Below are 12852 nucleotides of genomic sequence, written 5' to 3' on the forward strand. Positions count from 1 at the left end.
GTTTTAGGGTAAGGGAAAAGGGTGCGTACCGGCACCGCGGGCGGTGCCGGTACGCCGGGGATCAGCTCACCCAGACCTTCTTGAGCTCGCTGTCCTGCATCTTCATGGTCTCGGCCGATACGGTGAAGTGCTCGACCATGGGCTGGTCGCGGTTGCCGTCCAGCACGTTGAAACTTTCGCCGTGCTCGATGATGTAGGCGTTCTCGAAGGCGAGGACCTTGGCCGGCGTCGGATCGTTGCGCTTGTAAAACTCGATCTCTCCCTTCTTCTGGGCGAATGCGTTGATCATCCAGTCGAAAAGGGTGATGTCGGAGGAGGACTTGATCGTGAGGCTGATCTTGCCACCGTGCACGCCCGTGGCGGGCATGCCGGATTTGTCGGTGTCGCGGTCCATGTGGTAGCTGCACTGCAGTACTTCGATCGGCTCGCCGCCATCCAGGATAAGCTTGGCTTCAAACATGATAAGTAGGATTAAAAAGGTGATAGAAAGGGCATACCCGCAGCAGTGCGAGGCGCCTTAGGTAGTTTTTACTCCACGTTGCTTTCCCAGTCCGGGGGAGAGTTCGGATCGTCACCGCTCTTGCCTTCGAGGTTGATGACGAAGTTGCGGGCGGGGAAGAAGGGGGTGGCGTGGACCTTGACCCACACGCGGTCCTTCTGGTTGGGGTCGCGCTTGATCTCGACCTTGCCGTATTTTTCCAGGATGCCGTTCTTCTGGCAGGTAAAGAAGAACTTGGCCACCTCCTTGTGGATGTTCATCTCGGCGTTGGTGGAGATATTAATGAAGAGCATCCGGTTGAGGTAGTCCATCAGGCTTTTGGTGAGCCAGTCGAAGGTGCGGACCACCGAATACGTCTGCATGCCCAGGTTATCGCCGTTGAACAGGGTGCGCTGGCTGAAGGCCTGCACCTGCCCGTACTCAAAGGCCATGGGCACCAGGCCGAGCTCGCCGAGATCGGAGAGTTCGTTGGCCCGGGTGACGAAACGGGTACCCTCCACCCCGCGTAGCACGCCGAATTTCTTGCCGGCGGAAACCTGAGCGATGTTGTTGTTGTAGAGCCGGCCGGCCAGGGCGGTGGAGGGGGCCACGTAGAGGGGCTCCGCCTCCCCCAGCTCCTCGTAGGCGGGGCGTCCCACCAGCCAGTTGCAGGTCATCATTACGTTGCCCTTGTGCTCGTCGGCCCCGGTGTATTTGCCGGCTTCAAAGAGCCGCATCACCTGATCGGGGTTGGCGAGGTCGCGGAAGTCGGTCAGCAGCATGGTCTTGGCTTCCTGGGCGGTGCGCGCCCATTCGTCCACCACGGCCTTGGAGCCGAGGAAGCCCGGTACCACGACCAGTCCGTAGCTGTTCATCAGGTCGAGGCGGTCGAACTTCTCCTGTAGCTCGTTGCCGATGGCCTTCAGGAAGATCGGATTGTCGAGGTCGTTCAGCTTGTCGAGGGGCGCATTGACCAGGGTGACGTTCTTTACGGGCTTGTCACCGGCCGCGTTGCGGTAGAAGTTGGCGACGGCCCGGTAGTTCTTCTCCAGGTCGGAGATCCGTTCGACGGTCTTGCTGAGGTTGGCCTTGAGCAGGGCATCCGCGGCCTCGTGGCGGGCGGTACTCTGTTCGATCATCTCCCCGACGTTCTCCACTTCGGTGAGCAGACCGATCCACTCCTGCAGCCGCTGCTTGAGGGCCTTGCGTTCGCGCTTGTTGCTGTCCTCCTCAAGGAAGATCTCCTTCATGATGGAGTCCGGCTCCAGGTTGTCGCCGCCCTCCACGCTCCCCGCGATCAGGTCGAACCCGCCGTATTCCTCCAGGGCCTCGATGGAATGGGCCACCGCCTCCGGTGCGATTGCTTCCCCCGCCGCCGCGGTCTTGACCCGGGCCTCTTCTACCCCGCCGCTTACTTGTTTGTCGTTTGCCATGATGTCTGTTTAGTAGGATATTGAAATGGGTGGGGGGTTAGTCTCCGTTCGCTTCCAGCTCGCTCAGCATGGAGCGCAACACGGTGAGGTACTCGTTCTTTTTCTCGGGATCGCTCAGGACCCGCTGCAGCACCTTGTTATTCTGCAGGCGGGTGGCGAAGGTGGCGTAGTTGGCCTTCTGGATGGCAAGGGTCCCCAGAAAGTCGCTCTGCCGCAGCAGGGCTTTCGTCCCGAAATCCCCCAGGTTGCGGAAGCGTAGCTCTTCGTTTACGGAGCCGCCCTCGGCGTCGTTGAATTCCATCTTCACCTCCGGCTGGAAATGGGCGAACACGTCCTCGATGGTCTCCAGATCGTAGGTCATCTCGGGGCGCGTGGCGGGCTTGTCCGTGAGGTCGGCGGTCAGGATGGTCCGGTTCTTGGGGATGTCCGCCATCGCCTCGTTGGCCGCGTCGACGGTCTCGTAGATGAAGCCGTTCTTGCGGAGTTCCTGGTTGTTGGTGAAGTCTGCCATGGGGATGGGTTAGTTGATGGTGAATAGAGGTTGCTCCCGCTCGTCCAGGGTGATGTTCAGCGTCTGTCCGTCGCCCAGTTCTCCCGCGATGATGCGTTTGGAGATCGGCTTCTGCAGGTCGTTCAGGATCACCCGCCGCAGTGGGCGTGCCCCGAAGCGGGGGGAAAAGCCCAGCAGCGCGAAGTGCCGTTCCGCCTCCTCGCTCAAGTGCAGGTTTATGCCCTTGAGCCGCAGGTTGTTACCGAGCTGGCGGAGCTGGATGCGAAAAATCTTTACGATGTTCTTTTCGCTGATCGGGGCGAAGGGTACGATCTCCGTCAAGCGACCGAGGAATTCGTCCTTGAAGTGGCGGCTCATGTGCTCCGTCAGTTCCGTCTGGGTGGGAATCTCCCCTTCCGCGAAGCGCTCCACGATGAATTCGTGCCCGATGTTGGAGGTGAACAGGATGATGGCGTTGCTGAAGTCGCCCACCTTGCCCTGCTTATCGGTAAGCTTGCCGTCGTCGAGCACCTGCAGGAAGACCTTGAATATCTCGGGGTGGGCCTTTTCAATCTCGTCGAAAAGCACCACGGAATAGGGTTGCTGGCGGATGCGGTTGACCAGGATGCCCCCCTCCTCGTAGCCTACGTATCCGGGAGGAGCTCCCGTGAGGGTGTCGGCGGCGTGCTGCTGGGTGTATTCCGACATATCAAAGCGGATCAGGGCGGATTCGTCGTTGAAGAGGAAGTCCGCCAGCGCCTTGGCCAGCTCGGTCTTGCCCGTACCGGTGGGCCCCAGGAAGAAGAAGCTGCCTACCGGTCGGCCCGCATCCGCGATGCCGGCCCGGCTCACCTTCACGGCGCTGGTGATGGAGTCGATGGCGTGGTCCTGCCCGATCACCCGCCGCCGCAGGCGGTCGGCCATCTGGTCGAGCTTGTCCTTTTCGTCGGCCTGGATCTTCCCGATCGGGATGCCCTTGGCGTAGGCGACGAGCGCGGCGATGTCATCGGCAACGATGCTTTCCTTGTTCGTTTCGGCACTGGCCGCCAGGGCGTCTAACAGCCCGCGCAGGTAGGCGAGCAGGTCGGCCGGCCGCTCCATGGCGGTGGCCTCGCGCAGGTCTTCCACTTTCCCGAGCAGGATCGGAGACACGCTGTCGCGCAGTTCGCTGTCGAACCAGCGCAGCTCGGCGAGGTAGTAGTCGGGGTCCTGCTGGCTGCCGGCCGCGACGAGCTCGTCCAGCCGCTCCCGGAAGCGTCCGACCTCCTCGCCGCTGGTCTCGACCATCATGCGCACGGCCGCGGCGGTGCGGTCGACGAGGTCGATGGCGGCATCGGGCAATTGCCGGTCCTTGAGGTAGCGGGTAGCCAGGTGTACGGCTTCGCGCAGGGCGCCTTCCGTCAGTTCCAGGCCGTGGTGCTCTCCGTAGACCGGAGCCAGGGCCCGGAGCATGCGCACGGCCTTCTCCTCCGCCGGCTCGTCCACCTCGATCAGGTCGAAGCGGCGCTTGAAGGCATCGTCCTTCTCGATGTACTTGCGGTACTCGCCGTGGGTCGTGGCCCCGATGACGGTGAGCTCGCCGCGGGCCAGTTCCGGCTTCAGCAGGTTGGCCGCGCCCCCCGCCCCGCCCTGGGGGTCGAGCAAGGCGTGGATCTCGTCGATGAACAGGATGGTACCGGGCCGGGCCTTGATCTCGCCGATGATGCCCTTCAGCCGCTCCTCGATCTCCCCCTTGTAGGCGGCGCCGGCGATCAGGGAGCCCAGGTCGAGTTCCAGCAGGGAGGCGTCTTGCAGACGCTCGGGCACCTCGCCCGAGACGATCAGCCGGGCGAAGCCGTCCACCAAGGCGGTCTTGCCCACGCCGGGCTCTCCGACGATGATGGCGTTGGGTTTGGTGCGCCGCCCCAGGATCTCGGCGATCTTGCGGATCTCCCGGTTGCGCCCGATGATGGGGTCGATCCTGCCGTCCCGGGCCCGGGCCGTCTTGTCCACGCAGAAGCGCGACAGGTGCTTACCGCCCCCCGCCGGCGCCGCCTTACCGTTGCCGGAGGCAGGGCCGCTGCCGGTGACGCCGTTGCCCCCGGCCACGGGGGGTGCCTGCTCGACGTAGGCGGTGAGCAGTTGCTGTTCCGTCAGCGGGAAGGTCTTGAGTTCTTCGGCGGTGAAGCCTACGCCCGGCTTGCAGAGGGCGGCCAGTACGCAGGCGGCGTCCGTCTGCTCCAGGGAGAGCTTCAGCCGTACGATGTCCGCTACGCTCATCACCTTTTCCACCGCGGCGTCGGGGGTGGGGGCGGCGGCGGGCTTCGCGCTTCTCGGGTAGCGCCGCAGGCGCAGCTCGGCCCACTCGCGCATCCGGTGCAGGTCGAACCCCATCAGTCGGAGGGAGCTACCCAGCCCGACGTCGTCGTGCAGGACGGCCTTCAGAAGGTGGGGCGGGCCGTAGTGCTCCGTGAGGTGCTCCTTGGCGACCGCCGCGGCGATGCGGTTGGCTTCCCGCAGGTCGGGGGAATAGTTTCCGAGTGTAAGCACGGGTGAGGTTGAGGGTAGTGAGTATTTCCCCCCGCCGAGCGGAGGACTTCCAAACTTTATCCTCTTTAAAGTAACAGTGTTACAACCTCATGAATAGAACATTATAGCAAGTTTATGGCCTAAAATCCCCAATTATAGTGATGTACGCCCCCCATTTCACACCGTTTTATTGTTCCGTTCTTCCCCCTCAATACTCCGCCCGTGTCGTATGCCCCGTACCGTAAGGCTTTTTCCCGGCTGGTCCGGAATTGCACCGCTTCCCCCGGCGGGGCCGCAGGTGCGGTGCGTTTCCCGGCGGGCCACGGTACCGAACCCCATCACCCCCCACGCTGCGCCCCGCACCCGCGCACGGCCGCCCGAAACAGCGTTCGGTAACCCTCCGTAACCTCCCCCCATGTCCGCCACCGATCAGGTAGTAATCGAACGCATAAACCGGCTGCACGAGCGGTACCAAGCCTTCGTGACCGCTCCTGCGGCCCGGGTGGCCTTATGGCAGCTGGCGGCCGATGAGTACGGCCTGTTCCGGGCGTACGTGGACCGGGAGACCAGCCTCGCCGGACAGGGAAGCGACCTCCTCCTCAAGTTCGCCACCCCCTTCAGGAGGCAGGACGCGTACGCCAGTGCGCTGGTGGAGGAACTGGCCCGAAACATCTTTACCTACAACGACGACCACGCCCAATACGGAATCGAACTGGCCTGGCGCCCCGCCGGCGCGGGCGATACCCCCCGTTACTTCGTGCAGCAACTGGCCGCGTTCGGGCGGTCGCTTCCGGACCTGGGCGACGGCAAGGTGGTCGCCTACCTCATGCCCCCGGAGGTCGGCAACTGGGGCCGCCTGGCGGAATGGCTCCTGGAAGCGGCGGCAGGCGATATTCCCGAAACGGTACGGTTGATGGTCATCGACTTCAAGGAGGACCCCGTGCTGGATCGACTCGCCGCCGCCCAACACCCCGCGGTGATGCCACTCGATCCCCGGCTGGACGTGCCCGGCATGATGAAGGAGATCTCCCGGGCGGCCGGTGGCGATAAACCGGGTGCCGTATTTCAGCGGCACTTCATCGACCTCGCCAAGGCCGCCGCGGAACGCCGCATGGCCGACGTCGATAAACACGCGAACCTCGCCCTGGGCATCGCGGTCGCCGAAGACTGGAAGCACCTGCAGGTGACGGTGCACAACACCGTGGGTACCGCCTGGATGAACGGCGGGAAACTGGACCAGGCGCTGGCCGAATTCGAGAAGGCGGAACGCATCGCCCGCATTGCCTGGAAGCTGAAGGAGGACGGCGCCACCGCCAATCTGGCTAATACGCTCTTCTTCCAGGGCGCGGCGCTCTCGACGGACAAACGCCACGAGCGGGCCGCCGAGGTATACCACAGCATCGTCCCCGTGATCGAGGACGACAAAAACCAGCGCTATTCCCTGCTCGAAGCCTGGCGGATGACGGGGCAGTCCCGGGAGCTCGCCGGCACCAAGTCCGAAGCCGTCGAAGCCAACCTGACCGCCCTGCGCATCGGTGAGGGACTCGATGAAAAGCTGCGGGAAAGCTCCACCCTGCCCTACGTGGGCGCCGCGCTGATCCGGCTGTCCGCGTACAACCAGGGCCGGTACCGCGACCACGAGATCGACGGCCGCATGACGGAACTGTTCGGCCCGCGCTGGCGCGAACGCAGCCGCAGCAATTCCTGACCCCATGCTGGCGGCGAAGCACCTCGACATCGTGATGGGGATTGACATCCACATCGTCATGCTCCCCACCCCGGCGGGGCCGGTGCCTACCCCCCTGCCCCACCCCTTTGTCGGCATCATGTTCGACCCCAAGGACTACGACGTGATGGCCATGGCCCTGGCGGCGGCGAGCGCGGTCGGGCTCGGGGCGGTCGCCGAACTGGGTGCGGTCGTCGGGGGCGCCCTGGCCGAGGCGTACTCCAAGCTGCCCAGCGAACGGGTACAGGAACTAATCTTCCAGGCACGCAACGCCGGCAAGGAAGCCCTGGGCATCACGCCACCGCATATCGGTCCGGCAACGGTACAGATCAACGGGTTGCCGCGGGTCAAGTGCGGGTCCATCGGCAACGCGATGCCGCCGCACTTTCCCCTCGGTGGCCCCTTCCAGAAGGGTAAGGTCGACAATGCCTGCGAGATGTTTCTGGGCAGCCTGTCGGTGCACGCCGATAAGAGTCCGCTCTCCTTCGCCGGCTGCATGGTCTTCAGCTGTTCGTGCGTCGGGATGCCTTCCCCGGTCAATCACGGCGCGGAGCTCTTCCTGCCCACTTCGGTCGTGAACTGCATCCCGATGGGCCTGCCGGTGATGGTGGGCGGGGCTCCGGTACCGGACTTCAACGCCATGGCCGGCAAGCTCTTCAACAAGGCATTCAACAGCGCCCTCAATGCCCTGCGGAACAGCCGGCTGATGAAGGCCATCTCCCGCAAACTACACCAGGCGGCGAGCAAGCTGATGGATAAGCTGGGGATCCCAGCCAACTCCTTCCTGCGGAACCTGGTCCACAACGAGATCTGCAGAACGACCGGCCACCCGGTAGTCATCGCTACCGGCAAGGTCTTTACCGACCGGACCGACTTCGAACTGCCCGGCCCCGTGCCGCTCGTCTTCGAGCGGACCTGGCAATCGACCTCCGTATACCAGGGCCCCCTCGGTCACGGCTGGCACTGGAACTACGACCTGGCGCTGGCCTACGACGACGATGCCGTGGTGCTGCGGATGGCCGACGGTCGCCCGGCGGTGTTCCCCAGGCTGGAGGTGGGCGAGTCCTTCACCAATCCCAGCGAGAACCTGACGCTGCTGCCCCACGACGGAGGGTTCACTATCCGCAACGATAAGGAAAACCTGTTTTACGAATTCGTCATTCCGGCGGGTGAGGTGGACCGCCCCCTCCCCCTCGCGGCCGTGCGCGACGGGGCCGGGCGGGCCATCCGCTTCGACTACGACGCGCGGCACCACCTGCGGCAGATCACCGACTCCGCCGGTCGCATCCTTCCGGTGAGCTGCGACCGGAAGGGCAGGATCACCAGCGTGCGCGCGCCCCATCCTAAAAATGAGGGAGAGGAGGTCGTCCTGGTTTCCTTTGCCTACGACGAGGCCACCGGCGACCTGCTCGAAAGCCGGGACGCGCTCGGCCACCCCTTCCGCTACGCGTACGAAGATCACCTGCTCGTGCGGGAGACGAACCGCAACGGCCTGAGCTTCTACTTTGCCTACGACGAGCGGAAGTACTGTGTCCATACCTGGGGCGACGGGGGGATTTACGACCACAAGCTGGTCTACAACCCGGAGGAAAAGTGGACAACGGTCGAGGACTCCCTCGGTAACGTCAGCAAATACTTCTGGAACGACCGGGGCCTGGTCTGGAAGACCGTCGACCCCCTCGGCCACGAGCGCCTGGAACGCTTCAACGAGCAGAACAAGCTGGTAGCGGAGATCGACGAGCTCGGCCGCTACACCGCCTACGAATACGACGCCTCCGGCAACCGGACGCGGATCGTCTACCCCGACGGGAGCGAGGTTTCCCTGGGCTACGAAGCAGGTCTGCTGGTCGCGGCGACCGATCAAATCCGCGGCAGCTGGGGCTGGGCCTACAACGAAGCCCGGCAGCTTACCGGCCGGACCGACAGTATGGGGCGCAAGACCGAATACCGGTACGATAAGGCGGGCGACCTGGTGGAGCTCGTCGACCCCGCCGGCAACGTTACCGGATTGGCGTACGACGAGCGGCACCAGCTGGTTGCCCTGACGACCGCCGACGGCGCCCGGAGCCGGTGGCGTTACGATCGCCTCGGCCGGGTCACGAGCAGTACCGACCCCCGCGGCAATCTGCGCGAGCGGAAGCTCAACCTGCTGGGCAACACCGTGAAGGTGCGGGAGCCCGACGGCAACGTGCGGGTACTGCAATACGACGCGGAAGAAAACATCACCCACGCCCAGGACAAGCAGTACGACGTCGCCTTCGCGTACGTGGGCATGAACCGGCTCGCCGCGCGCACCGAGGCGGGGACGCAGGTGCAATTCGACTACAATACTGAAGAAGATCTGGTAGGCATCCGCAACGAGCACGGGTACGCCTACCGCTTCGGACTGGACGCCTGCGGGCAGGTGGTACGGGAATCGGGCTTCGACGGACTGACGCGGGAATACGTGCGCGATCCGGCGGGACAGGTGGCGCGGGTACTGCGCCCCGACGACCGGAGCACGGACTACGGCTACGACGCCCTGGGGCGGGTAACCTCCGTCGCCCACTGGGACGGCACGGCGGAAGCCTACGCCTACCGGGCCGACGGGGAGCTGCTGTCGGCGACCAACGGGGCGATTCGGGTAGGGTTCGAGCGAGACAAGCTGGGCCGGGTAGTCCGGGAGAGCCAGGGCGGGTTTGTCGTCCGATCGGAATACGACATCCTGGGCAACCGCACGGGCCTCAGGTCAAGCCTCGGCGCCGAGGTAACGATCTCCCGCAACCGGCTGGGCGACGTGGAGGAGGTGATAAGCGGGGGGCGGGACGACGATCCGTGGTCGGTCCGCTTCGAGCGGGACCTGCTGGGCCTGGAACTGGAGCGGAGCCTGCCGGGGGGCGTGCGGAGCCGCTGGCAGCGCGACCGGCTGGGCCGGCCGACGAAGCAGGTGACCACGGTAGGCGGGGAACGCGAACGCAGCCGCACCTACCACTGGGGGATCAACGACCGGCTGAAGTCCATCGTCGATTCGGCGAAGGGGAAATTCGAGTTCGAGCACGACGTGTTCGGCAACCTCTCGGCCGCCACCTATCCCGACGGGACGCGGGAACTCCGGATGCCGGACGCGGTGGGCAATCTGTTCCGGACCGCCAACCGCGGCGATCGGAAGTACGGTCCGGCCGGGCAATTACTGGAGGCCGACGGTACGCAATTCAGATACGATCCCGAAGGCAACCTGATCGAAAAAATCCGTCCCGACGGCGACCGCTGGACCTACGCATGGAACGCGGCGGGTATGCTCGCCCGCCTGCGCCGACCGGACGGTCGGGTCGTGACCTTTACCTACGATCCCCTCGGCCGCCGCATTGCCAAGCAGTACGGCCGGCACACCACCCGTTGGGTCTGGGACGGCAACGTGATGCTGCACGAGTGGCGGGAGGAGGCCCCGCCTACGCCCCCCCGCCCGGGCGGCACTCCCCCGCCGGACCCGCAGCGCGCCGGCGGCTTCTCCATCCGGCGGCGGGACGAGCAGCTCGTCACGGCCCCGGCCACCGCGCCCCCGGGTACTGGTCAGCCCACGAACGGCACGGCCCTTGCCTCCCCGGAACCGACCGAACCCATCACCACGGTAGAGGGGGAGCTGACCACCTGGCTGTTCGAGCCCGAGAGCTTCGCCCCCCTGGCCAAGCTGACCCCGGCCGGTGACTTTAGCATCGTCACCGATCACCTAGGTACGCCCCTCAGTATGTTTCGGGACACCGGCGCAAAAAGCTGGGAGCTGGAGTTGTCGATTTACGGCGACACCCGTAACTTGGATGGCTGGCGGGGGGAATGCCCGTTCCGCTACCCGGGGCAGTACGAGGATGCTGAGACGGGGCTGTATTATAACCGGTTTCGGTATTTTGATCCGGAGGTTGGGGGGTATGTGAGTCAGGATCCGATAGGGCTTCGCGGAGGTATAGGTCATTATTTATATTGTGAGAATGTTGTAATCGAATATGATCCCTTTGGACTATCTACCGAGACCGTTTTTATTGATCCCTATGAGATTAGATTCAGTCAAAGTTCAGTTCGTAAAGACAAATTACTGGGCTACGCTCAAAGTATGAGTAAAGATGGATGGGTTGGTGATGCAATCGATGTTGTACGGATGGCAGATGGTAAATTGACTACGGTGGACAACACTAGACTTTTAGCTGCATCGCTTGCAGGGATTCACGTTAAGGCTAACATTCATGATTGTACGGCCGAGCTGCCCGAAGACCAAGTCGAAAGATTCACAAAGAAAAATGTTGTGCCTCAAACATGGGGAGATGCTGCCCAGTTAAGAGTACAAAACCAAAATAAATCATGGAAAAACAGCCCTCATGTTGATGAAAATGGTGGATGGTTTACTGAATGGTAACTATTATAGAACTGCTTACAATAAAATCATTAGTGATATGCTTCTGAAACAAGATGATTTACCCCCTTGGTTTGAATATCCTGACGAATTAAACATTCTAATTAAGCAAAAGCTGCTGGATTTTGATCCATGGATCATACTTACTGGGGACAGACTTAAACTCAAATATCAAGGTATTTTAAAACGGTACCCTAATCGAGCTTTAATTCCATTTGCCCGCCGGGAGGATAACGACGATGTAGCATGTTTTGAAAAAGTATTTAGAGTCGTAATAATACATGATTTTGCAAGTAGTGGTTCTGAAGGTGGAGAAAATGGCTGGACATTTTGGGAGTGGTTTAAAAAATGTATTGATGATATGATAGAATATAACTCATAGAGCGAAGCTTACTACTAGACATAGGCTGCTTCTTGTATTGGCCTATTACCGTCCCTGATTTGGGGGACTAAAAAAGTGTGCTCGCCGTCCAGTAGCTTTGAGTTACCACACAAAAAGCAGGAATGAGAGCACGACTCAAAAGCTAGGAAGTATTGCATAAAGTGTGTCACGGCATTTTCTAGCGGAAGTAGTTTTTGGTTAAGCTCCCGTAGAACATTGGGGGGGGAAGCAAAAGTACGCTGACGGCCGCGCTCATAGGTAGACGCAATCGGTTCAACCTTTACTTCCGAGTGATTTACAAAACTGGCAAGATTCCGATAAATTATTTGATGTATCGATATCTTCATATTTCGCCAGAGATGATGTAAAAATATGTCGCATGATCGACCAAGAATCGAGGCAAAGAAAGCCGGTACTAGCAGGAATACTGTCCATCCTATTTCCGGGTTTAGGGCAACTCTATAATGGCCAACCCAAAAAGTCACTCTTTTTCGCGTTGTCGCCCATCCTGATTTACTTCTTTATCGGGGCAAGTGGCCTATTGAATACGTTTAGTGGATTTGTTATCTCCGTGGTCATGTTTGTAGGCTATATGGCCTTCGTGTGCTATGACGCGGTGGCATGGGCTACCAAACAAAAGAACTACCGCATCAAGCCGATAAATTCAGTTGAGTACTATATCGCATTTATCATAATTTATAGTACGATAACTGTTGCGGCCCGGCCAATGATCAGAAACGTGACGGGATTTGGGTCGTATGTCATCCCCACCGCTTCCATGGAACCATCGGTCCTCGTCGGAGACAAAATAATGGCAACAGCAATAGACCCTGAAGCGATTGAATCAGGTGATATAATCTCCTTCACCAGGAATGACGGGCAGCTCTATATCAGCAGAGCTGTAGGGCTGCCGGGAGATACCATTAAAATCGTTGATGACAAAGCTTCAATCAACGGACACATGGAGGAATGGGTAGCTGGGCAAGTAAGTACATACGATGGAATTACCTATCAAAACTACGAGTCCAAATTACCCAACGGCAAAGAAATTGCAATACAAACAACGATTCAGGTTCTTGGAAAAGAAATGCCACCCGTGGAAACTTCAAACACTGAATTACTGATTGTGCCCGAAAAGCAAATCTTTGTACTGGGCGACAACAGGAATAACTCCATGGACAGTAGAATGTACGGAACCGTACCCTTCGAAAACATCGATAAACTGGTGCGTTATATTTGGTGGAGTAAGGATCTCCGAAGAATTGGCACCGTGGTGGATAACTAAATTAGGTGGAGGTTTACACAGAGCCCGTCACGGCATCTTGTAGTCGATTCCCATAGAAGATAGGTTGGCACCACCGGGTTAAGTTCAGGCCCGCACGCAAATACCAAGGCGTAACAAGTGACCGGGAAAAATTAAAGTAAACGACAATGCGGGTCCGATCACTCACGAT

8 protein-coding genes are annotated in these 12852 nt (G+C 60.7%); 4 read left to right on the plus strand and 4 right to left on the minus strand.

What is annotated here, in order from left to right; translation table 11 throughout:
- Positions 1 to 61: 61 nt before the first annotated feature.
- From tssD to DQG19_RS14580, 4 genes are all read right to left on the minus strand, one after another.
- Positions 62 to 460, minus strand: a complete 399-nt coding sequence (gene tssD, locus DQG19_RS14565; RefSeq protein WP_116127007.1) for a type VI secretion system tube protein TssD — start codon at positions 458 to 460, stop codon at positions 62 to 64.
- 68 nt (positions 461 to 528) lie between these two features.
- Positions 529 to 1911, minus strand: coding sequence for a type VI secretion system contractile sheath protein TssC (locus tag DQG19_RS14570; protein ID WP_116127008.1), 1383 nt, complete (start codon positions 1909 to 1911; stop codon positions 529 to 531).
- A 37-nt stretch (positions 1912 to 1948) separates the two neighbouring features.
- Positions 1949 to 2422 carry a type VI secretion system contractile sheath small subunit gene (locus DQG19_RS14575; protein WP_116127009.1) on the minus strand — a complete coding sequence of 158 codons (474 nt, stop codon included), beginning with the start codon at positions 2420 to 2422 and terminating at the stop codon, positions 1949 to 1951.
- A gap of 9 nt (positions 2423 to 2431) precedes the next feature.
- The gene (locus DQG19_RS14580; RefSeq protein WP_116127010.1) at positions 2432 to 4930 is read right to left on the minus strand and encodes an ATP-dependent Clp protease ATP-binding subunit; all 2499 of its coding nucleotides are present in this window, start codon (positions 4928 to 4930) and stop codon (positions 2432 to 2434) included.
- A gap of 394 nt (positions 4931 to 5324) precedes the next feature.
- On the opposite strand from DQG19_RS14580, the gene DQG19_RS14585 reads away from it, so the two are divergent.
- The 4 genes from DQG19_RS14585 to lepB all read left to right on the plus strand — a co-directional run bounded on the left by DQG19_RS14585 (position 5325) and on the right by lepB (position 12683).
- A complete protein-coding gene (locus DQG19_RS14585) occupies positions 5325 to 6617 on the plus strand; it encodes a hypothetical protein (protein ID WP_116127011.1) in 1293 nt (430 codons plus the stop codon).
- Between the two features lie 4 nt (positions 6618 to 6621).
- Complete coding sequence (locus tag DQG19_RS14590) at positions 6622 to 11019, plus strand: DUF6531 domain-containing protein (protein ID WP_116127012.1); 4398 nt, start codon at positions 6622 to 6624, stop codon at positions 11017 to 11019.
- Positions 10982 to 11398, plus strand: coding sequence for a hypothetical protein (locus tag DQG19_RS14595; protein WP_198661755.1), 417 nt, complete (start codon positions 10982 to 10984; stop codon positions 11396 to 11398). Before DQG19_RS14590 ends, DQG19_RS14595 begins: the two co-directional genes overlap by 38 nt.
- Positions 11399 to 11777: 379 nt before the next feature.
- Complete coding sequence (gene lepB / locus DQG19_RS14600) at positions 11778 to 12683, plus strand: signal peptidase I (protein ID WP_116127014.1); 906 nt, start codon at positions 11778 to 11780, stop codon at positions 12681 to 12683.
- Positions 12684 to 12852: the final 169 nt, after the last annotated feature.

Origin of the sequence: Lewinella sp. IMCC34183 (genome assembly GCF_003390915.1) — a bacterium.
Classification (GTDB): Bacteria; Bacteroidota; Bacteroidia; order Chitinophagales; family Saprospiraceae; genus Neolewinella.